Genomic DNA, 22,041 nt, shown 5'->3' on the forward strand with positions numbered 1-22,041 from the left:
TTTAATCTCCTTCTTCTTTGTTCGCATAATGTTGGCGAATGGCTTCGATATGGGCGATGACCTCATCCCGCAGCTCGGCCGGTGAGACGATCCGGACATCCGTTCCGTAGCTGGCAATGACCGACAGCGCATACTCCTTCTTATAGAAGGTCGTATGCACGTCGAGCCAATCCCCCAGATACGCGCACTCCCCCGGAAATTGCTCAAGCACGCGCGTCCGCGCCGACAAAGCGAAGCGAAGATGAGCCCGTATACCTTGCGCTTCCTCCTGCTCCGTCTCCCTTAGAACCGGTCGATCCGCAAACCTCGACTCCGTCAATTCGAGACGAATGATGCGCGATATGCGGAAATACCGTCTCGCCCGGCGCAAGCGACAATATCCCTCCAGGTACCAGACGCCTCTCTCCCATAGCAGATTTACCGGCTCCACGCTCCGCTCCGTTAGTGTGCCGGACAAGCTGGCATACGCCAGCTCGACCACGCGGGATTGCCGCACAGCCTGAAACAAATGCTGAACGATGTCCCGCTCGCGCTCCGCCGTACCCATGCTGAGAATGACGGCTTCGCGAGCTCCCTCGCCCGCCAACGCCGGGTGCAGACTGATCAGCTTCCGCATAGCAGCTGCGGCAGCGTTGCCCATCGCTCCCTCCAGCGCCTTCAACAGCGTATAGATCACCGACAAGTCTTCGACAGAGAAATATTGCCGCGTCAGCAAATATCCGTTCATCAGCTCAAAGCCGCCGTCCGCTCCGGCGAACGAAGCAACCGGAATGCCCGCCTGATTGATCAGGTCGACATCGCGATAGATAGTCCGAACGGATACTTCGAATTTGGCGGCCAGCTCCGGTGCGCTTACCCTTTGTTGAGCCATCAGCTCCAGCGTAATTCCAAGCAATCGATCCAGTCTTATTGCCGCCGCCTCCTCTGCCGACAATCTTGTGCGGATGATCCTAGATCAAGCCTACTTCACGAATCCTGACAACAAGGTTGTCAGGGTTGCCTGAGGGCTGTTTCGTTAAGGGCTGGAATTGCGCTACGCTCGCGCATGCACAGTCTCCGTACTCTGATAAATCCGATTATAAGCGCAAAAAAACCGGGAAAGGGCACTTTTTTCAAAGTATCCCTCTCCCGGTTCGCAGTTCTAATGAGAGCGGCTTAGAAGCCGACGCTCGTAATCGTAAGATCCATCAACGGGCCGCCGTAGGAATATTTCACAAGGTACGTGTCCAGAGGCAAGCCGCTGATCCCGAAGCTGAAGCTCGCTGTACGGGGGCCGCCGTCCATCAGGCGCGAGCCTCTTAATTATTTAACCGATTTATAATAGTCCGCGAATACATCCGCGAACGCCTCCGCTGTCAGCAGGCTCTCCTCCAGCGTATTGTTTACGCCGCCGATTTCCATCAGCAGACTGCCGGGAGAAACGGACTGATTGTATTCCCCGTTGCCTTGATGCGCGCTTTTGGCAATGACGCCGCGGGACAGTCCCGGATATATTTTGTTCAACCGCTTGTTCAGCTCTTCGGCCAGCTTTTTGTTCGCAGCATAGTTAGGATGAGCCGTCCCGATCACGAACAGAATTCGCGCATAGGATTTATCCTTGATGGTCACCGTCGTATTTTTGCGAGGAACGTCGGAATCGCGATGGATGTCGAAGAAATAGCTCAAGGACGGATGGGCCTCCATCGCCTTCTTGACGCTTTTACGAGATTCCGAGTACGAGTAAGAGAAACTGAGCTTCTGCGCCTTCAGCTTCTCGGTAATGTCGTCCTTGCTGACAAGCGACGGAATTCCTTTCTTTTGCAGCATCGCTCCCAAATGCTCGCCAACCTTCGTAATGTTCGTAACCGGGTCGTCGAAGGACGTGCCGTTCGTGTTGCGTGCGACGTTTTTCCAGGATTCGCGATTATGAGTATGGTAGATATACACTTTTTGGGGCGACTGCTGCGGATCGGTATCGGTCTGAACGACCCAGGCGGCGACATAAGCGATAGCGCCGTTCGACAGCGCGACTTGATACCATTCCCCCTCGGACCCTAGAATTTGAAACGAATCCCCTGCCTTGCCTTTCCCGACAATCTTATAGTCGAGCCCGGGACCGCTTCGCAGATTCGTAACCTCGACAATATGCGCGTAGTACACCAGTACGTCGTATTCCACGACCCAGCCGGCGACATATGCGGTATCCCCGCTTGGAAGCGCGACTTGATGCCACTCCCCCTCCAGACCGACGACGGGATACGACTCCCCCGGCATCGCCTTCGCCACGATCTCATATTCAAGTCCAGGACCGCTTCGCAGATTGGTCACATCCACGATATTGACTACGGCGGCCCCTTCGACCGCCTTGCTTCTCGGCGCTGCCTGCTCTTCTATGCTGATGGGTTCTTGAAGCGAATCGGTTTGAGGAGCCCCATAGGCTGGAGCGTATGCGGCCAACAGCAGCAGGGCGCACACGGTTGAGCTCAGGGCTGTTTTACGTAAGAACAAAGCTGACTCTCTCCTCTGTCGAAAATAATCGTAATGTTTTTTTTCGACAGCCTTTGAGGGAAACCCTTCTCTTTTTGGAATAAACTTCAGAGGCAAGAGAGAATCGGGAAAGCTCCTGGAAGAAAGTGCAAGCCGACTTGCGTTTCTTATCCCGTTATAATAGACTGACCGTTTACAAGAAATCTCGCTGATCTTCTTCTAGGAGGAAACACGTTTTGGTTTTCAGCTCGGTGCTATTTTTGTTTTGCTTTCTGCCGCTTGTTCTCGCACTCTATTTCGCCGTCCCGTTTAAATGCAAAAATGCGATTCTATTGATTTTCAGCCTGATCTTCTACGCATGGGGCGAGCCCCGTTATGTCGCGCTTATGATCGTGTCTATTCTCATGAACTATGGCTACGGGATCTGGATCGACCAAGCGAAAAATCGCGAAAAAAAACGCAGCGCAATCTTAACGTTCGCCATAATCGCCAATCTCGGACTGCTAGGTTTCTATAAATACGCCAACTTCCTGGTAGACTTCCTGAATTCCGCTCTGCATACCGATCTGTACCTCAAGCCGGTGCCGCTGCCTATCGGAATTTCCTTCTATACGTTTCATGCGCTCAGCTATCTGATCGACGTCTATCGGAGGAAGGAGCAAGCGCAGCGCAATTTGTTCAGCCTGTCGCTGTACATTACGTTTTTTCCGCAGCTCGTCGCCGGTCCGATTATTCGCTACAATGCTGTCGCCGCTCAGCTTAGCAAACGGGTATTTTCCTCCGTCCAATTCGCCGAAGGCATTCGGCGGTTCATTCTGGGCCTGTCCAAAAAAGTGATTCTGGCCAACCCGCTCGGCTCCGTTGCCGATACCGTGTTTGCCGCCTCCGCAGCGGATTTGTCGACCGGCAGCGCGTGGATCGGCATTATCGCGTATACTCTGCAAATCTATTTCGACTTCTCGGGCTACAGCGATATGGCGATCGGTCTGGGGAAAATGTTCGGCTTCGAATTCGCGGAAAACTTTAATTATCCTTACGTCGCCAAGAGCGTCACCGAGTTCTGGAGGCGCTGGCATATTTCCCTTGGCAGCTGGTTCCGGGATTATGTGTATATTCCGCTGGGCGGCAACAGAACCGCTCCCTGGAAAATGTACCGCAACTTGCTCATCGTATGGACGCTGACGGGATTCTGGCATGGGGCCAGCTGGACCTTTATTTGCTGGGGCATCTACTACGGCGCGTTGATCGCCGCAGAAAAAGCGGGGCTCGAAAAGAGGCTCGCGAGGATATACCCGCTAAACCATGCTTACGTTCTGGTGCTTGTCATGGTTGGCTGGGTGTTCTTCCGCGCCGACAGCTTCAGCTATGCAACGGATTTCCTTGCGGCAATGTTCTACTCCCGCGGCAACGAAATTTTCGATTCGCAGGCGCTCTCGCTGCTCTCCATGAACTGGCTCCACTTTGCCGCAGCTATCGTGGTTGCCGCGCCGGTATACCCTAAGCTTCAGAAGCTGCGGCTCGGCAAGGCGCACGACTTCGCGCGAACAGCCGCCACCTTCCTGCTCACCTTCTTTCTTTTTGCAGAGGTGATTTTATATCTGGTCAGTTCTACCTATAACCCGTTCTTGTATTTCAGGTTCTAATCTATCGACATCAGGAGCTGCTAACGAAGTGAACAAATCGACCTCCATCGCCTACATGGCCGCCTTCCTGGCGATTATTTTCGGCTTTGCCGTTGCCAGCGTCCTTACGCCGGACCAGGAGTTCTCCACCGCCGAAAACAGAGCCTTGAGCAAGCCGCCCGCCCTCAGCATGGAAGCGATCGCGAATCGCACCTTCTTCGAGGACATGAACCAGTATGTTAACGACCAACTCGTCATACGCGATCAAATGGTGCGGCTCTATCAGCTTCAGCAAAACTCCGCTCTGTTTAACTCCATGCTGTTCGAGAATCTGCTTCGCGCCAAGGAGCCGCATGCGCCCGAGGACGGCACCCGGATCAAAGATTCGCGCCTCATATCCAACCTCGTGGTCACCAATCGCAAATGGATTCTGCCGGCAACCGACCCGGTCGTCCACACCGATCGAATCGACGAAGCCGCGGCCAAATTAAACGACGCGGTCCTCTTTGCCAACGAGCGGCATACCGAAACGTTTTTCATCTTTAACCCGTCGAGAACGAAGGCGCTGATGCACTTGTATCCTACTTCTATGCAAACCGATGCGTATGCCCGATCCAAAGCTTATTTCCTGTCCAAGCTCCACAAGGAGATGAACGTCGTGAATATCGGGGACCGATTCGATGCCTATACAAGGGCGCAGCTTGAAGAGCTGTACTTCGAAACCGATCATCATTGGAATATAAAAGGCGCCTTTGCCGCCTACCAGGAGATGATCTCTCAGCTCTCCGCAAAGTCGAGCAAATTCGAAGGCCAGCCTCTTTCTTTGAGCGATATTCGGGTGTCCCGGCTGTCCACCGGCAGCTTCGAAGGCAGCTACAACTCTCAAATCAATTATGCCGTCAATCCCCGGAAAGCCGATAGAACGGTCATTTACGAGCCCAAAGCGCCGTTTGAGTTTGACCGTTTTGAAGTCATTGACAAAGACGGGCAACGGCTCCTTACCGGCTTTAACGATTTTTACGGCTTCAAAAGGGGCCGAAGCACCTACTCCTACGGCAAAATATACGGCGGCGACAGGCGGATGATCACATACGAAAATTCAAATGCGGGCAATTCCTTGAATGTGCTTCTGCTGAAGGATTCCTTCATGAACCCCCTTACGCCGTACTTGGCTCGGCATTTCAATAAGCTCACCGTGATGGACAGCCGATATTATTCGGAATTCAGCCTGCGGCAGGTGTTGACGAGCGAACGCTTCGATCTCCTCCTCATCGCGTTCCATGACGACAATCTGTTCAGCGATACCTACAATTTCGAGAAATCCGTCCGGGAGGAATGAGGAGGAAATCCTCTCGCCATACGGAGCCTGATTATCCGAAGGGTAGCGCGTCTTACTGGTTTTTTTATATCGATTATGGTTTTGCGGGCATGTATCCCCTTCCGGTGGCTGTTGCATTCGTGAAATTTTGAATTTGTAAACTCGTAACGAGGAAATTTCACGACTGCAAAGGCCAACGCTCCGCTCCTTCAGGAGATACATGCCCTCTTTTTTCATCGATTGAGGGAAGAAAAAGCCCACAGAAATGCAAAAAGAAGTAAACTTAGAGGTCGGGTGGCTTTCACTTGCGCACAACCTCCTCAAGAAAGCAGCAGTTGACCAAAAACAAAAAAATGTTGGTACAGGAATAATCCCTGTACCAACATTTTTGTTGTTTAAGCATTATTTTTAATCAAGGTGAGGTGATTCGTAAGTGATCTTAACTACCTTTGAGTCAGCCTCTGCTAGCACTCGAATTTTCCGATCTTAAAAGCCTGTCGCATACTGTCTGGGTACCGACGTTTCCATTTTTAAGCTTGCTGCTGCTTCCAGCGCCCAGTAAGGATTTCTTAGCATCCCTCTGCCCACTGCGACCAGATCGGCATCTTCATTGCCGATGACTGCGTTCGCCAGAATCGGATCGTCGAGCCTTCCTACGGCGATGACCGGAAGATCAAGAGCCTGCTTGATTTCCCGGGCCAACGGAACTTGATACGCCGCATGGCTGCCCGGTCTGCCCCATGCCGTAATCGGCCCTTCGCCGCCCGACGAGACATCAAACATATCGACTCCCGCTTTCCGGTACTTCTGAGCGAAGGCGATGCTTTCTTGAAGACCGTACCCGCCTTCTACGTATTCCTTGGCGGAGATGCGCATCAGGAGCGGCATATGCTCCGGCATCTCTGCCTTGACCGCCTCGATAACCTCCCGTCCAAATCGGGTGAGGTCTTGGCCATATTCATCCTCCCTCTTGTTGGTGAGGGGAGAATGAAATTGATGGATGAGATATCCGTGAGCGCCGTGAATTTCAATGGCGTCGAAGCCGGCCTTGACCGCACGGGCTGCGGCCGAGCGGAATTTCTCCACCAGACCTTTCACCTCTTCCGTAGAGAGCGCTCTGGGCTGCTTGGAGCTTTCATTGAAGGCAATCGCTGACGGCGCTACCGGAACCTCCGCATCCTCCGCTTTACGACCCGCGTGCGCAATCTGAATTCCCACTTTGGCGCCGTAGCTATGGCAGGCGTCCACAATTCTCTTCAAAGCCGGAATCTGATCATCCGACCACAAGCCAAGATCATAATCGGAAATACGCCCATCCGGCTCTACATCCGTCATTTCAATTATAATAAAGCCCGTGCCGCCAATCGCACGGCTTACATAGTGCAAATAATGCCAGTCGGTCGCAACGCCGTCCTTCTTGTCGACCGAATACTGGCACATAGGAGACATCACAATACGGTTCTTTAATTCCATCCCCTTAATCCGATAAGGGCTGAATATATCTTTCATGAGTCAAACTCCTCTCTTCAGTGCATTCGAATAATTTAAAATGCATGCGCACGCATATATATTAACATGTTTATGGACTTTGTCAAACTCGATTCCTTGTAGGAGGTGATCCGTCCTAATCAGAGCTTCTCCACAAGCGCCTGAAGCCCGGATTTCATATCGTCCTTGCGAAGAGCCGACTGCAGCACTTGATTAAAGGTTTCGCGCGCTCTCCGCAGCTTATCCTCGCCTATTTCGGTAATACGCGTATAGATGCCTCTGCGATCGTCCGCACAGACATGTCTTTGCAAAGCTCCGCAGCTTTTGGCCTCCATTCGGTCCACGAGCCTGGAAATGGCGCTTTGGCTTAATCCCACCATCTCCTGAAGCTGCTGCAATCGCAACTGCTTCTCCTCGGTTTGGGATAGGAAGCTGAGAGCATAAAATTCCTTCAAGGACAGCTTATATTGCTGCTGCAGCGCCTGCTCCAGCTCATCGTCGATATGGGATTGAATATGAGACACGGACAGCCAAATATCCAGCAACTCGTTATTATTTGTCATTGCTACAGTCACCCGCCTCTGGTTCAACTGGGACAGCACTGGCCTGTCAAAGCTTGCTTTAGTAAAAATAATATATCATAGATCTTGTTAAAACGAACAAAACGCTCGGACCGAAGCTTGCGCTATACGATGTTCTGGAATGGCAGAAGACCCATGAGAGGGCAAAATAGGATGTGCACCCAGTCCGCATCAAGAGCGTGCGACCGCCGCCGAAATCATGCTGCATCCTGACCTCGGCGGGGCCTTGTCATGCTAAACCAATGCCGGAAGCTCCTCAAGACGCTCGCGGATATCACCCTTCTCGTACAGTCCGCCATGGAAGCAGATGATACGGGCGATGTCGATTAACTGCAATCGCTCAATCGAGCGCAGCGCCTCCTCGTAATCGGAGCAAAGCTCGGGAGCCGGCGGCAGCAGCACTCCATTCTCGATGCGCAAGGCGTCTGCCGCAATAAGCGTCCGGCTAGCCGAATGGTACAGGCTGATATGTCCCGGGGTATGTCCCGGCGTCGGAACGATCACAAGTCCGCCCTCATAGGGCCGCTCCTCGGTGCCGTCAATGCTGCAGTCTACGTTCGCCGTCGGCGGATGCTCCAGCGTCCGCCGGAAAGCATCGCGCCACGCCGAAGGGATGCTGGGGGGCAGCTGACTTACGGCCTGCTCGACCGCCTCCGGCGTCAGCTTCAATAGTCGCCGACTCCCCTCGATATAGGGCTTTTCCAGTGCGGGAGCGACGACAAGCGGACGCCCCGTGACGGCCAACTCCTCCAGCAAGGCGGGAAGACAGCCGATATGGTCCAAATCCTGATGCGTGATCAGCACGCGGTTGATCTCCTGCGGCGTGACGGATGCTTCGGCCATCGCTTGTCTCAAGAGCGGCCATTGGCCGGGATAGGCCGTGTCGACCAGCATATATTTCCCTTCAAGTCTGATCAATACGGGGTGCACACCTTCTTGCTTTCCCATCAATTCCGCAGTTACCGTTAACATGATGATCTCGGTATCGGGTTTCATTGCATTCCCTCCCTATTTGTCATAGAGGGAATCGTAACAGATAAAAATCATTCAGTAAATACATAAAATAATTATTATAACACAAAAATATTTATTTGTCAATATGAAAAAAGGCGTTCCACCTATTTGTTTGCCGGGCGTTCATTAGTCACGAATCCCGATCGATTTTCCGCCTCCCTCATTTGGGGATTCGCTATGCGAATAAACGCCGCCCTGGCGCTCAAGAGCGCTAGAACGGCGTTGGGGCTTCCATGCTATTTCAATGAGGACGCATGATTCTCTTCCTGGACATTTTGCGCCAGCACCCACATAAAGTAAAGCGCTTTGGCCGCCTTGGCCCGGGTAACGACCGCTTTGGGCTCCAATTCCGTACCGTTCTTCATCCTGCCTCTCGCGATCCCTTCCTCCGAACGGATCAGCCCAAGCTCGTAGGCCTCTTTCACTTTGGCCATCAACCCGGGGTCAATCGCCGCCGTGTCGGACAGCTGCCGAAAGGATACGAGCGGATAATACATCGCGTTCTTCGTATCCGAATCCAGATTGGAATCATAGCCGGGATCGCCGGGTACGACGGCCGTTCCGTTGTAATCCGTCATGAATTTCGGCTTCTCGGCGAATGAGGCCCGATACGCGTCGGCCAGAATGGCGCCCATCGTCTCCCGCTTCAGCTCCCCCTCCGGATAACCGGAGAAAATCGTCATGCTCACATCCAACAGCCGGGACAACGCATGGATAAACGCCTTCGCGGTCATTGTCTCGCGCGGACGGAAATTTCCGTTTCGATCCTTGCCCATGACGCCCAATTGAATCAGCTTCTCGATCTGATTGCGGTAGTAGGCGTCTTCGCCGACTGTCGTATCCCCCGTCATTTCGGGAAAGATCGCCGACCAATCGCCCGTTGAAGCCGCCCGTCTTACGCCGCTATGCAGATACGAAGCGATGGCTGCCGCCGTGCGGTCCCCGGCCTGGCCCTCTCCGATTATCCCGGTCGCGACGATGCGGGCGAATTGCTTGGCCAGCGCTTCCTTGTAATGCGTCCCGTCGATCTTGTTCGCCGGATGGCCGTTGGCATAGCTCCCGTCGTTCGTCTTCCCGGGCGTTTCCCCCGCTTCGATCGACATGAAGACGGCCGTCGTCGCGTCTGTCCCGATTTCGTTGTAATACTTCAAGCTTTCGGTATTCAAGTCGATGAGCGTAATCCCGGCCGCCTCGGCCAATCTCTTCATCAGCGCGGGAAACTTACGAACGACGAAAGAATTCGTAAAGACCTGAGCAGGCGCATCCCCGTCGACTCTCGACATCGGCGTGACCATGACCGGAATCATTCCTCTGGAGCGGATGGCCGGAAGATAAATCTCCGTCATATAGGTCTCGTACATGGCTTCGCTGGACCCTCTGCCGAAACGTCTATGCTCGTCATAGCTTTCATCGTTATGTCCGAACTGAATGAGGATGTAGTCGCCGACGCGGCCCGCGAGCAGAATCTCGTTCAGGCGGCCTTCCCAATACGAGTTTTTGAACGAGCGACCGCCCATCGAATAGTTCACGACGTTCACATGACCCGGATCGAACAGAGCTCCGATAATCTGTCCCCAGCCGCTCATCGGCGCCTCGTCGAAGGTGTAGGTTTTGACCGTCGAATCGCCCAGGAGGAAAATCGTCGGAATGCTTCCGGCAGCCCGTTCCTGCGGAGGCACCGGCTCAAGCGCAATTTCCTCCAGCCCGACGGGAACGCCGACTGTGCTAGGCTCGATCTCAATATCGATCGTATTCAGGCCGTTCACATACGTATACGTCCACTCCCTGCCTGCCCTGTCGGCCTTGAATCGGATAGGCAGCCGTTTCGCCGCGTCCCAATAGCCGTCTTGTACCAAACGGTCGGCATGCATGCCGGATACCGATACTGTCGTATGCTCGGCTTCCGATGCGGTATTGACGCGAATCCGGTACGCGCCGGGCGGCGCGTCGATCCGAAACGCCATGCCGTAACGGTTGTAGTGGTCGCCCTCGAAGCCCTGTTCGGCCTCGAACGCCGTATCCGTGAGATAGAAGCCCGTTCCGTCCGACGTAATGCCCCCGGCATGAACGCTTCTGGGCGGAAGCGCGCACGTCTCGTCCACGAATCCGTATCCGACGGCCGGATCGTACAGCGGCGCGCCATTGTTCTCGTCATGGACGACGGATCGGTAACCGGGCTTGGGCCGATCGGTAAAATTGAATTTGCGGACAAGCTCCGTCATGCTCGCAACGCCTCCTTATTCGTGTGAGCCGTCCCGTTTCGATACGCGAAACCAGTCGGCATCCATGCAGCCTCCGCCGGAGCCGGAAGCGAACAGGCCAAGCTTGGCGCCGACCCAGTGACCTTCGGAGGCTTGGAACGCGCCTGCCGGAATTGCCTTATAGGACACTCTGTCCAGGCTGTAGCTGAAATGGCAGCTCGCGTCGATCCGCACCTCGACCCTCAGGAGGATTCGATCCGTCTCGGCCAGGCTCAGAGACCATGCCTCCTCCTCCCCCGCCTTGTCTCCCGCGGCGAGGAACAACGTCAACGACCCGTTCGCGGCATCCTCGTCCGATCTTCGAACGGCCAGGCAGCCATAGCGATAGCCGAATACGATCAATCCGCCGCTGTCGCCGGCACCCAGACCGGATGGATCGAGCTCGCACGCCGCCTGAAATTCGGGTGCCGGAAACTTCTGAAGCAGCAGGTTAGGCGCCGCATACAGGCCTCCGTTGTTCTGCCCGACGGCATACAGCCGGATGCTGCCCGCTCGCGCCCCTAGACTGTACCAGTTCTCCTGCGGATTGGCCTGCCACTGCCATTGCAGCCCGAGCTTCGGAGCGTCGAACTCGTCGGAGGCGGCGGGAACCTCGACCGGACAGGCGCAGCCCGCATCCGGCTTGCGATAGCGCAGCACGGGCTCCCCGATCGGATCGCCTTCCCGCCTTTCCCCCATAACCGGCCAGTCCTTCTCCCAGCTCATCGGCTGAAGATGAACGACCCGCCCGTAAGGGCCTTTATCTTGAAAATGAACGAACCACGACTCTCCCGACTCCAGCTCGACCCAACCGCCTTGATGCGGACCGTTCACCGGGGTTTGACCTTGATGAAGCACGATTTTGTCCTCGTATGGCCCCCAAATGCTCGTCGAACGAAACACCGTCTGCCAGCCCGTCGATACGCCGCCGGCAGGCGCGAAAATATAGTAAAAGCCGTTGCGCTTGTACAGCTTGGGGCCTTCGAGCGTCGGATGAGTCTCCGTACCGTCGTATACAATCCGCCCTTCGTCCAGTAGCCGCTTTCCGTCGGCGGACATGCTGCAGACGGCCAGCTTGTGCTTGATGCCGCTCCGGCTGTGCGCATACGCGTGTATGAGATAAGCACGGCCATCCTCGTCCCAGAACGGACATACGTCGATCAATCCTTTCCCGAACTTCACGACATGCAAGGGCGTCCATTCGCCGGCAGGATCGACGGCCGTTGTCATCAGGATACCGACATCGGGATCGCCGTAGAATATCCAGTACCTCCCGTCATGATAACGCAGGCTTGGAGCCCAGACTCCGTTCCCGTGCTGCGGCACGTCATATCCATCCAGCGGCATGCGGGGAACGGCGTGATGAATCAGCCTCCAATTGACCAGATCCCGCGAGTGCAGAATTGGCAGGCCAGGCAGATGTCCGAAGCTGGAAGCCGTCATGTAGAAGTCCGACCCGGCCCGGATGACGTCCGGGTCCGAATAATCCGCGTGCAAGACCGGATTGATATACGTGCCGTCTCCCTGATCGGAGATCCACGGGTGCTCGCGAAGAGCAGACTGCCCGCCTGACTGAGCCTCGCGCCCGCTCAAGCTTGCCATCTGGTCGGAAGCTTGATCAGAATGGAGCCCTCCGTTCCGCGTACCCATCCGGCGCTTCTCCTCCCTTTGCGACATACGAAACCTCCTCGTCGATTTTCCGGCTCCGTTTTTTACGAAGGGGACTGTTCCAGATAACGCTCCACTTCAAGCGAGCACAGCAGCAGCGGCCCGATGCCCATATAATGGTCGGAGACGACCGCTTCCGAGATGTAGTAATCGAACGTGCCGTTCCGGTCCTTGCTAAGCCCCGCTCCGTTGCAAATGCGATGGAGGTGCACGCCGTCGGCGTCCTCCGTGACCAGCCGCTCCCGAATGCCTTGCCAGCCCTTCAGCATGCCGTCGCGGAAACCGCCGCTCAAGTAGCCGAGACGCAGCCCTTTGGCCATCGCGTAGACGAACATAATGGAGCCGGACGCCTCCAAGTAATTGCCTTTCCGGTTCCCTTGATCGAGCACCTGGCACCATAAGCCGCTGTCCGAATCCTGCACGCGGATGAGCGCGTGGCACATCCGTTCGAAAATGCCGACAATCGTGCCGCGCTTCGGATGGGCGACCGGAAAATGCTCCAAGCAATCGACGACCGCCATCGCGTACCACCCCATCGCCCGGCTCCAGAAATTCGCGGACAGCCCTGTGAGCGAATCCGCCCAGTCCTGCTCGCGCGATTCGTCCCAGCCGTGATAGAGAAGGCCCGTTCGCTTGTCGCGCGTTCTGCGTTCGACCAGCAGCAATTGATGGGCCACCTCGTCCATAAGCTCCGGACGGTCGAATGTTTTCGCATACTCCGCGAGGAACGGAGAAGCCATGTAGAGCCCGTCCAGCCACATCTGGAACGGGTATATTTTCTTGTGCCAGAAGCCGCCCTCCGAGGTGCGCGGCTGGCCGATCAATTGGGCGGCGAGCGTATCGGCCGCTTTGGCGTAGCGCGCATCCCCGTTCCGGGCCAAGAGCATGAACAGGTTTTTTCCTTGATTGATCTGGTCGAGATTGTATTCCTCCAGCGTATAGGTGCCGATCGTGCCATCCTCGGCAATATAGTAGTCCATGTGCTGACGCATAAAATCGAAATAACGCCCCTCATTCAACTGCAGGCCCGCCCGCGCCATCGACATCAGCAGCATGCCCGGAACATATGCCCATCTTTCTAGCGGATACGGGTGAAAGCCGTCTTCCCGGCACTGCCGCATGATCGTTTCCGCTACCCTCGTCGATAATTTTGCCGCCAGATTCGGCATTTGTTCAGCCGCCATCGTTCATTCTCCTCTCGTCGTTGCCGAGGACGCCGCCAGACGCTCGCGCAGCCAAGCGTAAGCCGGCCCCCCGTTGATTTCGTGCCCGCCCTCGAAGAAATCCGCTTGCACCGAGTTCGGCGCTCCCGCTTCGGCATATAACCGTCGCAACTGCTCGTACGCCTTGACTGCGGGCTCGCGCGGAAAGACGCGGTCCGTATCGCCCGACTCCAGAAACAAGCCTCTGGGCGCGATCAGTCCTAACAGCTCCGGCATCTCCGCCTCCGGCAGAATACCGGGAATGTAGTTGTCGAGACAGTGGTTGCGGTCCAGAATGCTCTCCTCGAACAAGCTGGCATACCCGCTGACGACGGCGCAGCCGATTCTCGGATCGAGCGCCGCCGTGAATCCCGCCACGAGCCCGCCGCCGGAAATGCCCATGATGCCGATCCGGTCCGGGTTCACCTCGGTTCGGCTCTGCGCATAATCGATGGCGATCGACGTTTCGCGTACCCGCAAGCCGGCGAGCGTTCTGCCGGACAACAGCAGATGAACCGCCAACCGGAAGCACGAGGATTGGCCCGGCCCTTGGAGGATATCCTCCTCCAGCCTGCGGTCCCCGAAGCCGATCAACTCCGGCGCAATGGCGACGAAACCTTCGCGCGCCAGCGAAACGGCAAAATCCTTGTGCAGCCCGGCGGGGCCCGACCGCTCCGTGCCGTCCGGCTCCAGGCCGACGATCTCGCGAGCGCCATAGCCGTGCCCATGCAGAGCGATGACGGCCGGCGCAGGCTCCTCGGCCGCGCGGTCCGGAACGAGTACGTATACGCGCATCCGAAGCCCTTCCACCGTATCGATCTCCACGAGCTCGCGCGTATAACCGTCGCAAACTTTCCGTTCCAGCAGCTGCGGTTCAGGATGAATCGCGGGCTCCGGGAATCTTCCGAGCAGTCGGCCGAACGCAGCGGCCAGCTCGCTTCTCGCCTCAGCCGATACGGGCAGCCCCCGAGCTTGCCGGGCTTCCGCCGCCTGCCGCTTGATCTCGTCCAAATAATGCTCCAGCTTCGTCATGAATTCCGATCCTCCCTATGCCGTCGAGGCATTCAATAGCCCTCCGGGTGCCAGCCGCCAAAAATTTCAATAATCCGATAGGCCGCCGCTTCCTCCGAGGTCAGCTCGCGCGACCAGTCGACGCGCTTCTCCGTGTCGCCTCCCGGACCGGAGCTTGCATGCTCCTCGTAGCGGCTTGTCCGCTCGCGGTCCGGCTGCCCCCAGTTGTGCCAGCCTTCGGGCGCGACGGAGCCGTCCATAATCGTCCGAATAAACGCCACGCGGGCATAGGGGCGCCACGGCCTGCCCAGATAGACGTCCCTCACGCCTTCGCCGCTTGTAATCTCGCAGTCGAGGAATACATAGCCGTACGGCGTCCCTTCCAGGGTAGAGGCGGCGGTAATATAACCGCGGGAGCGTTTGTTATGCAGCGTGCACCGGTCGAACACGGCCGTCGCGGCGCCGAAAATATAATCAACGTCTCCTTCGATGTAGCAATCGTTGTAGTATTGCAAGCCTTTGCCCGTATAGAGCGTATCCTGATCGCCCAGCAGTGCGACGCGGCGGAACACTGCCCTTCCGGCGTCGACGAAGGCCGCTACGGCTTGACCCGTACCCGCTCCCGACGCATTGCGGATCGTCACGTTCTCCGCGGTGAACGATTCGGCCAACACATTAAGCGTGCCCGACCGGAACGTTCCGAGCGGCTGGCCGTCCTCGCCGAGCGTATGAGCATTGTCGGACCAGGTCACGATCGTCCGGTCCCGGTCTTCTCCCAGCAGTAAAATCGGCGGCGCCGTCTCCGGAATCGTGATTTTCTCTTCGTACACGCCGGGCTTGATTCGGATCGTGACCGGCCCGCCGCCCTCCTTCGCGAGCGAATCGACGGCGTCCTGCAGGCGGGTATAATCGGCATCTCCTCGAACAGAAACGGTTATCAACACGGCTGCTCTCCTTTCCAATACGAACAGTATTCATTATAATCTAGGATCAAGACCAGTTGAGCGGATAGGGAGGCGCGACAATGTCCTCTTCGATGGACGCAACGCCCAAATATTATCTAGATGGCGGAAGGGTCAGCCTTCAGCGCATCAAGCGCCACGGGGCGACGGCGATGCCTCGGCCGCACAGCCACGAAGCCGTCGAACTGTATTATCTGCTGGACGGCGAACGCGTGTACTTCGTGGACGGCAAGGTAATCGCTCTGCGCAAGGGCGAACTCATCGCCATCGCCGAGCATATCATTCATTCGACGGCAAGCTCCGAGATCGCCGAATTCGAACGCGTTCTGATCCACTGCGACATGTCCGCGCTGCCCGGATCGCTCGGCGGCTTGAAGCTGTTCGAAGCGGGCGAGCCGTTTCGCGTATTCGCGCTCAACCTGCGCGAACGCGAGGAGGCCGAGCGGCTGATGCGGCGAATGCTGGAGGAATGCGCTCAGGCAAAGCCCTATTACGAGGCCTGCTGCGTATCGCTGCTCGCGGAGCTTGCCATTCTGCTCGGACGCTCCGAGCGCGCGGCATCGGCAAGCGCTTCCCGCGATTCCCTGCATGCCAAAGTATCGGAGATCGCCGACTACCTGCAGCGGCATTATCGCGAATCGTTGACGCTGGCCGACACGGCCAAGCATTTTTACTTAAGCAGCTCTTACCTGAGCCGAATCTTCCATCGGCTGACCGGCTTTCATTTTCGCGAGTACATACTCCATCTGCGCATCCGGGAGGCACAGCGCCTGCTCGCCCATTCCCGCAAAAGAATATCGGACGTCTCGCTGGATGTCGGCTTCGAGCATCTGTCCCACTTCAACAAAGCGTTCAAGCAGGCTTGCGGCTTGACGCCCATGCAGTATCGCAAACAGGCGAAAGCGGATCCGAACCGTCCTTACGAAGGCTAGCGAAGCTCTGTCAGGGTACAGGCGTGAAGCCGGATTTCCGGCTCGGCCGCGACGCGGAGCCTCAGCCCTCCCAGCGTCAGCCTGTCGGCGTAGCGTGCGATAACGCCGTTGACCGACTCTGCCGTGAAGCCCTCCACGGTCAAGCCTTGAAGCGGCAGCTCCGGCAATCCGTTGATCAGCAGCGCGGTCTGCGCGCCGACGCAGGTAATGTCGCGAAGCGTCACATTCCGAATAACCGGCGTTTCCTCCGACACCTCATGCACCCGCTCGTCATACCCCTCCGAGCCTTCCTTGCCCGCATAGAATAGATGAAAGGATACCGCTTCAAGCGGAATGCCGGACATGTGAATCCGTTCCATCACAATATCCTCGACGACGCCGCCCCGGCCGCGCGCACTCTTGAAGCGTATGCCGATATCCGTATTCATAAACCGGCAGTCCGAGACGCGAACCGCTCTGACGCCTCCCGACATCTCGCTGCCCACGACGACGCCCCCGTGCCCGTGGTAGACCGTGCAGTTGCGGATGGTGACGAACTCGCAGGGCAGGCCGCGCTTCCTTCCTTCTTCGTCCTTCCCCGATTTCAGGCAGATCGCATCGTCGCCGACGTCGAACGTGCAGCTCTCGACGAGCGAATGACGGCACGATTCCAGATCCAGTCCGTCGCCGTTCTGGGAGTGCCAGGGGTTCAGCACGCGCAAGTCCCGAACCGTCACTTGCTCGCAGTCCATCAGGTGCAGGCACCAGGCCGGCGAATTCTGGAACGTCGGTCCTTCCAGCCGAACGCGCTTGCAGCCTCGCAGGCTGAGCAGCGCCGGACGCAGATGCGCTCTCGCCGGCTCGTACGCTTCGGGCTCCATCACTCCTTCGGCGCGTAAAGCGTGAACGAGCGCTTCACCCTCCATCGCCTCGACGGAAGGCCACCAGATATCGCCCTCGCGGCTCAATGCCCCGCCGGACTGCGTTAGCTTGCGCCATTGGTCCTCCGTCATCTTGAAGCGCTTGACCGGCCGCCAGCCCTCCCCGCCGCCGTCGTACACTCCTTTTCCCGTGAACGCGATATCCTCAAGCCCTTCTCCGTCCAGCGGAGCCTGGCAGCGTACGGCCGATTGGCCTTCGAAGTGCGACGCGATCAGCGGATACAGCTTGGATTGCGCTTCGAAGCGCACAATCGCGCCCTCTTCGGCATGCAGCTCCAATCGACTGTGCAGGCGGAGCGGACCCGTGCGCCATATGCCGGGCGGAATGCTTACCTTCCCCCCGCCGGCTTCCGCGCAGGCATCGATCGCGCGCTGGAGCGCCTCCGTGCAAAGCGACAGCGGATCGGACTCCTCCATGTAATCCGACAGAGAGAACGTTCTTGGCGGAATGTTCGGCAACGACGGAACCGGGTAAGCATTGCTCTTGGTCGTCATTCGCATTCCCCTCCCTTATATTTCGGCCGGCTCGTAATCGAACCAGCCGAAATCCGCGTAGTTTACGCTGCTCCCCGCTTCCTCGCAAGCCGCGAACATGCCGATATAAGCGCCGGTAAATCCGCCGGCCGTATCGGTGCTGAGCAGCGTGCCGTCGGCTTCCCCGCAGAGGGTCGACCACCGGGACGAGCCTTGCTTCCTCCAGAGGAACGCATAGCGCTGGTCATGCGCCTCCACTCCGAGCTCCAGCGCATTCCCGTCGAACACGGCCGTCGCCAGCACCTTCTCTTCTCCCCGTCTTCGTTCCGTCAGCCGGATTTCCAACGCGCCGTCGAAGCGGCCGTATTCCAGCCGATAGTGGAAGTCGGCGTTTTGCAGCAGCACGAGACCCGCCTTCTCTCCGTCCTTCTCCGGCGCGAAGCGCATTTCGGTTGCGGCCCGGAAGCTCATATGCCGCTGCCTGCGGCCCACAAAGGCCGGATTCTCGTGCTTCGCGACGGAATCCGGCTTCAGCCGCAGCCGCAGCGCTCCCGGATGGTCCGCGAGACTCCAGAAGTCGCCGCGCGGCGTACGAATGAAGTTCCAGCCTGCCGCAAGCTCCGGTCCGTCGAAGTCGTCTCGCGCAGCCGCAGGCGGCCAAGGCGTCTCCGGCAGATCGGGCGCTTCGCCTTCGAGCTCCACGATGCCTTTGCCCGGATTGACCACAGGCCATCCGTCCTCCCAAGCAACCGGCACGAGAAAGGTTTCCCGTCCGAGATTGCGATAGTACCCGCCGTAAGGCCGGGAAGCCAGGCACACCATCCACCAGTCGCCTTTCTGCGTTTCGATCAGTTCGCCGTGACCGACGTTCACGATCGGATAGCCGCGTCCCAGATGACGGTGAGTCAGAATCGGGTTGCCTTTGTAGCCCTCGTACGGCCCGGTGGGCGAAGCGCTGCGCGCGATCGTAATCGCATGCGTATGGCCCGTTCCGCCTTCGGCGATCATCAGATAATATAGGCCGTTGACCTTGTACAGATGCGGCCCTTCCTGGGCATGCGCGACCTTCAGCGCTCCGCGCCAGAGGCTGGTCTTCGGACCGATCAGCTTCCCGCTCTTCAAATCCAGCTCCTGGAGCCAAATGTCCATTTCCTTCAGGTACAGCTGGCCTTCCGGCGGCACCCGATTGCCCGTATAGTAGACCTTGCCGTCGTCATCGAAGAGCAGCGACGGATCGATCCCGGGCGCATCGTCCAGCCAGACCGGTTCGGACCAGCTGCCGGCGGGATCGGTCGCGGTCACATAGAAATTGCGGCACTCCGTCTCGTTGTCCACGAACGTGGTAATCATATAGAACACTCCGTTATGATAACGCAGCGTCGGCGCCCAGATGCCTCTGGAAGGACGAATGCCGTCCAGATCAAGCTGGGACGCCCGGTCCAGCACATGGCCGATCTGGCGCCAATGGACCAGATCCTTGCTGTGAAAGATCGGCACGCCGGGGAAGTACTCAAAGCTTGAAGCGACCAGATAATAATCCTCTCCGACGCGTATGGCCGACGGGTCGGGATAAAATCCGTTCAGAATGGGATTGCTAAACCTGCGCATGCTGCGGCCTCCCTTGCTCGAAGTGTAAGAAGTAGCTTCAGTATAGTTCATGAAAACGCTAAAATGCTGGAACATCCTTGCTCAATTTTACTTTTTTTATATTTATATGTCCTATCACTGCCCCTAAACTCGCAATAACCAGTTAACTTTCTCCGCATCTCCATGTATAGTTAAGCTACAAAGGAGCGATGGTCATGAATGGGGAAAGACGGCTGAAAATCCGATTTTTCATGAGCTTGACTTTAATCTCGATCTGTTCGGTGCTTGTGCTGGCTACCGCCCTTTTTTTCTGGTTTCGCGGCAAAACCGTAGATTATGTCAACAAAGCCAACGAAAGCGTGCTGCTGAATACGGAAACGGTGTTCGCGAAATATATGGAATCGGTGCAAAATTATACGCTGTCCTTCTATCGCCATCCGAATATCAATTCGGTCATGCAGAGCGGCGACAGCAGCTGGAGCGACCAGCTGTTCAGCGCGCTGAGCCTAATCAAAGGCACGCTTACCGTCAACCCTTATCTTGAAAACGCTTATATTATGGGCCAGCGCGAGCCCGTTATGATGTTCGAGAACAATCCGCTCAGCGACGCCGCGAAAAAGGAGCTGTTCGAGCGGATCCGAAACGGCCTTATTAAGGATTCGCCGTTCGTCTGGACCGCTGAGCTTAATAACGGCACCCAAGAAACCGTCATGATGACTTATTACAATGACAAGGTGTACGACAATAGCGAATATACCGGTGCCATCGCGATCATGACGAATCTGCGCAAGCTGCAGGAGAACCTCTTCACGGACGTTGCGGGCGGCGATACGCGTTACGCCGTGCTAAGCTCGGAAGGCGCCGTGCTGATGCAGAGCAGTCCTCATGGAGCCGCCTACGACGACGCGCTGCTGCGACGGATCGTCGACGGAAGAAGCCCATCCGGCACGCTCGTCTGGAAGCAGGATGACGGCCGCAAGCAGTTGATCACCTATCGCCTGGCTCCGAAGCAAGGGCTCTGGTTTCTCTCGGAGACGTCCTATCGGGACAGCATACGCGATATTTCCAATGCCCTGCTGCTCTTGATCCTGCTGTGCGCCGGGCTTTCCATCGCGGCTTCCGCCGTGGCGGCGTTCGTCTCGCATCGCATGTACAAGCCCATCGGCGCCTTGTTCGGCAGCATCAGAAGCTTGTCCGGCGAACGTCTCGCCGTATCAAGCTCGGGCGGCTTCGAGGAGGCGAACCGGGAGCTGGAGCGGATCGCCGGACGGTTCGGCGAGCTGAAGCGAGAGAACGAAGACAGCGCGCTGCTGGCCTGGCTCACGACGCCCTACCGTTCCGGCGAGGAGCTGCCGTCCGCGCTTCCGCTGCTGAAGGACTCCTCCGGCAACGCCGCCTTCTGCGTCGCGGCGCTGCAGCTGGAAGCCGGCTACGCCGATAGCGGAGAGCGATCGGGCGCGGAGCGGCTCAAGAGCCTGCCCCGCGAGATTGAAGCCTTGTTCGAAGGGACATGCGCTTGCCGCGGCTTCTTCCCGCATCCGGGGACTGCCGTTCTCATCGTTAGCGAAGCGAGAGAAGGCAGCTTCGGCGATCAAGGCGTCTCCCGCGAGCGTTGGGAACGGCTCGAACAGCATGTTCGGGCCTGGCCCGGCACGCGATGCGCGATCGGCGTCAGCCGCCTGTCCGCCGATCCTTCCCAGATGAAGACGTTGTACGAGGAAGCTCGCGACAGCTTGCAGTTCATGAAGTTTCAATACCGGACGCCTGTCGTCTACGCGGAGGATGCCGCGCAGCTGTCGGACGCGCCGATGGCGGACAGCGCGCTGGAGTCCGTCCTGCAGGTGGTCCGCGAACAGAAGCACGAGCTGATCCCGCGCGCCGTGGAGCGCGTGCTCGCGGAAGCCGGCGTGTACCGGGCGGAGCAGGCTACGATCGCGCTGTCCCGGCTCGCTTCGGACCTCTCCGGCATCGCGGAGACCGGCGTTGCGGGCGGCGGCGCGAGGCACGCGGACTTCCTGGAGCTCTATCAGCGAATCTGGAGCCTCTCCAGCTACGAGGAGCTGAGAGCATGGCTCGAACAGCTTTGCTTTAAAGCCTACGAGCGGCTGAAGGAACGGAATGCCGTGCAGACCCGGGATATCGCCGGAGAAGCCATTGCCTACATTCGCGCGCACTTCTCCGATCCGACGCTTTCCCTCAACGCATTGGCGGACAAGCTTGCGATCAGTTCCCCTTATCTGAGCCGGTTGATTACGGAATCGACCGGAAGCAGCTTTCCCGACTTCGTCAATCTGGTCCGGCTGGAGCATGCCCGATCGCTGCTTGTGACAGAGCTGGAATTGGACATTCGGGCGATCGCGGAGAAATCGGGCTACGGCAGCAGCACTTACTTTACGACCTTGTTCAAGAAGCGATACGGGATGACGCCGACGAAGTGGCGGCTTAACCATATTGTGCAGCAGCACGAATAATCGCATGCCCCGAGTCCGCGGATTCGGGGCATGCGATGCTTTTTTGAGCGATTTCAGTTTTTTGAAGGTCGGCTTCGACCTGCTT

At 57.4% G+C, this 22,041-nt stretch carries 17 protein-coding genes; 4 read left to right on the forward strand and 13 right to left on the reverse strand.

The window, feature by feature from the left end:
* Nucleotide 1: 1 nt before the first annotated feature.
* From ACFO1S_RS11145 to spoIIP, 3 genes are all read right to left on the reverse strand, one after another.
* A complete protein-coding gene (locus tag ACFO1S_RS11145; protein WP_204605803.1) occupies nucleotides 2–910 on the reverse strand; it encodes a helix-turn-helix transcriptional regulator in 909 nt (302 codons plus the stop codon).
* A 245-nt stretch (nucleotides 911–1,155) separates the two neighbouring features.
* Entirely contained in the window at nucleotides 1,156–1,284 is a 129-nt protein-coding gene (locus ACFO1S_RS11150) for a hypothetical protein (protein WP_378126780.1), read from the reverse strand.
* Nucleotides 1,285–1,302: 18 nt separating this feature from the next.
* Nucleotides 1,303–2,487, reverse strand: a complete 1,185-nt coding sequence (spoIIP, locus tag ACFO1S_RS11155; RefSeq protein ID WP_204605779.1) for a stage II sporulation protein P — start codon at nucleotides 2,485–2,487, stop codon at nucleotides 1,303–1,305.
* A 215-nt stretch (nucleotides 2,488–2,702) separates the two neighbouring features.
* Here spoIIP and ACFO1S_RS11160 point away from each other — a divergent pair, with 215 nt between their 5' ends.
* Nucleotides 2,703–4,109, forward strand: coding sequence for an MBOAT family O-acyltransferase (locus tag ACFO1S_RS11160; RefSeq protein ID WP_204605778.1), 1,407 nt, complete (start codon nucleotides 2,703–2,705; stop codon nucleotides 4,107–4,109).
* Between the two features lie 28 nt (nucleotides 4,110–4,137).
* On the forward strand, nucleotides 4,138–5,427 hold the full coding sequence (locus ACFO1S_RS11165) for a DHHW family protein (RefSeq protein ID WP_204605777.1): 1,290 nt from the start codon (nucleotides 4,138–4,140) through the stop codon (nucleotides 5,425–5,427).
* A 465-nt stretch (nucleotides 5,428–5,892) separates the two neighbouring features.
* Here the strand turns inward: ACFO1S_RS11165 and ACFO1S_RS11170 are convergent, their stop codons facing one another.
* From ACFO1S_RS11170 to ACFO1S_RS11205, 8 genes are all read right to left on the reverse strand, one after another.
* Nucleotides 5,893–6,915 (reverse strand): NADH:flavin oxidoreductase/NADH oxidase, encoded by a 1,023-nt coding sequence (locus ACFO1S_RS11170; protein ID WP_204605776.1) that lies wholly within the window; start codon nucleotides 6,913–6,915, stop codon nucleotides 5,893–5,895.
* A 119-nt stretch (nucleotides 6,916–7,034) separates the two neighbouring features.
* Entirely contained in the window at nucleotides 7,035–7,457 is a 423-nt protein-coding gene (locus tag ACFO1S_RS11175) for a MarR family winged helix-turn-helix transcriptional regulator (RefSeq protein ID WP_204605775.1), read from the reverse strand.
* A 252-nt stretch (nucleotides 7,458–7,709) separates the two neighbouring features.
* Entirely contained in the window at nucleotides 7,710–8,471 is a 762-nt protein-coding gene (locus ACFO1S_RS11180; protein WP_378126783.1) for an MBL fold metallo-hydrolase, read from the reverse strand.
* A gap of 254 nt (nucleotides 8,472–8,725) precedes the next feature.
* Nucleotides 8,726–10,711, reverse strand: coding sequence for a GDSL-type esterase/lipase family protein (locus ACFO1S_RS11185; protein ID WP_204605774.1), 1,986 nt, complete (start codon nucleotides 10,709–10,711; stop codon nucleotides 8,726–8,728).
* 15 nt (nucleotides 10,712–10,726) lie between these two features.
* Nucleotides 10,727–12,331 carry a glycoside hydrolase family 43 protein gene (locus tag ACFO1S_RS11190; protein WP_204605801.1) on the reverse strand — a complete coding sequence of 535 codons (1,605 nt, stop codon included), beginning with the start codon at nucleotides 12,329–12,331 and terminating at the stop codon, nucleotides 10,727–10,729.
* Between the two features lie 110 nt (nucleotides 12,332–12,441).
* A complete protein-coding gene (locus ACFO1S_RS11195) occupies nucleotides 12,442–13,581 on the reverse strand; it encodes a glycoside hydrolase family 88/105 protein (RefSeq protein WP_378126785.1) in 1,140 nt (379 codons plus the stop codon).
* 3 nt (nucleotides 13,582–13,584) lie between these two features.
* Nucleotides 13,585–14,631 (reverse strand): dienelactone hydrolase family protein, encoded by a 1,047-nt coding sequence (locus ACFO1S_RS11200; RefSeq protein ID WP_204605773.1) that lies wholly within the window; start codon nucleotides 14,629–14,631, stop codon nucleotides 13,585–13,587.
* A gap of 32 nt (nucleotides 14,632–14,663) precedes the next feature.
* Nucleotides 14,664–15,554 (reverse strand): pectinesterase family protein, encoded by an 891-nt coding sequence (locus ACFO1S_RS11205; RefSeq protein ID WP_204605772.1) that lies wholly within the window; start codon nucleotides 15,552–15,554, stop codon nucleotides 14,664–14,666.
* Between the two features lie 80 nt (nucleotides 15,555–15,634).
* Here ACFO1S_RS11205 and ACFO1S_RS11210 point away from each other — a divergent pair, with 80 nt between their 5' ends.
* Nucleotides 15,635–16,504, forward strand: coding sequence for a helix-turn-helix transcriptional regulator (locus tag ACFO1S_RS11210; protein ID WP_204605771.1), 870 nt, complete (start codon nucleotides 15,635–15,637; stop codon nucleotides 16,502–16,504).
* On the opposite strand, the gene ACFO1S_RS11215 is transcribed toward ACFO1S_RS11210, so the two are convergent.
* Nucleotides 16,501–17,919 carry a glycoside hydrolase family 28 protein gene (locus tag ACFO1S_RS11215; protein WP_378126788.1) on the reverse strand — a complete coding sequence of 473 codons (1,419 nt, stop codon included), beginning with the start codon at nucleotides 17,917–17,919 and terminating at the stop codon, nucleotides 16,501–16,503. The genes ACFO1S_RS11210 and ACFO1S_RS11215 overlap by 4 nt on opposite strands.
* 15 nt (nucleotides 17,920–17,934) lie before the next feature.
* Complete coding sequence (locus ACFO1S_RS11220) at nucleotides 17,935–19,506, reverse strand: glycoside hydrolase family 43 protein (RefSeq protein WP_204605769.1); 1,572 nt, start codon at nucleotides 19,504–19,506, stop codon at nucleotides 17,935–17,937.
* 194 nt (nucleotides 19,507–19,700) lie between these two features.
* On the opposite strand from ACFO1S_RS11220, the gene ACFO1S_RS11225 reads away from it, so the two are divergent.
* Nucleotides 19,701–21,956, forward strand: coding sequence for a helix-turn-helix domain-containing protein (locus tag ACFO1S_RS11225; RefSeq protein WP_204605768.1), 2,256 nt, complete (start codon nucleotides 19,701–19,703; stop codon nucleotides 21,954–21,956).
* The last annotated feature ends 85 nt before the right edge of the window (nucleotides 21,957–22,041 follow it).

Source organism: Cohnella boryungensis (assembly GCF_042651945.1).
Lineage (GTDB): Bacteria > Bacillota > Bacilli > Paenibacillales > Paenibacillaceae > Cohnella > Cohnella boryungensis.

Excerpts from the sequence above, each read along its gene's own strand:
- ACFO1S_RS11150 (WP_378126780.1), bottom strand. The coding sequence starts at position 1,284 with ATGGACGGCGGCCCCCGTACAGCGAGCTTCAGCTTCGGGATCAGCGGC.
- ACFO1S_RS11170 (WP_204605776.1), bottom strand. The coding sequence starts at position 6,915 with ATGAAAGATATATTCAGCCCTTATCGGATTAAGGGGATGGAATTAAAG.
- ACFO1S_RS11175 (WP_204605775.1), bottom strand. The coding sequence starts at position 7,457 with ATGACAAATAATAACGAGTTGCTGGATATTTGGCTGTCCGTGTCTCAT.
- ACFO1S_RS11180 (WP_378126783.1), bottom strand. The coding sequence starts at position 8,471 with ATGAAACCCGATACCGAGATCATCATGTTAACGGTAACTGCGGAATTG.
- ACFO1S_RS11185 (WP_204605774.1), bottom strand. The coding sequence starts at position 10,711 with ATGACGGAGCTTGTCCGCAAATTCAATTTTACCGATCGGCCCAAGCCC.
- ACFO1S_RS11190 (WP_204605801.1), bottom strand. The coding sequence starts at position 12,331 with ATGGCAAGCTTGAGCGGGCGCGAGGCTCAGTCAGGCGGGCAGTCTGCT.
- ACFO1S_RS11195 (WP_378126785.1), bottom strand. The coding sequence starts at position 13,581 with ATGGCGGCTGAACAAATGCCGAATCTGGCGGCAAAATTATCGACGAGG.
- ACFO1S_RS11200 (WP_204605773.1), bottom strand. The coding sequence starts at position 14,631 with ATGACGAAGCTGGAGCATTATTTGGACGAGATCAAGCGGCAGGCGGCG.
- ACFO1S_RS11210 (WP_204605771.1), top strand. The coding sequence starts at position 15,635 with ATGTCCTCTTCGATGGACGCAACGCCCAAATATTATCTAGATGGCGGA.
- ACFO1S_RS11215 (WP_378126788.1), bottom strand. The coding sequence starts at position 17,919 with ATGACGACCAAGAGCAATGCTTACCCGGTTCCGTCGTTGCCGAACATT.
- ACFO1S_RS11220 (WP_204605769.1), bottom strand. The coding sequence starts at position 19,506 with ATGCGCAGGTTTAGCAATCCCATTCTGAACGGATTTTATCCCGACCCG.
- ACFO1S_RS11225 (WP_204605768.1), top strand. The coding sequence starts at position 19,701 with ATGAATGGGGAAAGACGGCTGAAAATCCGATTTTTCATGAGCTTGACT.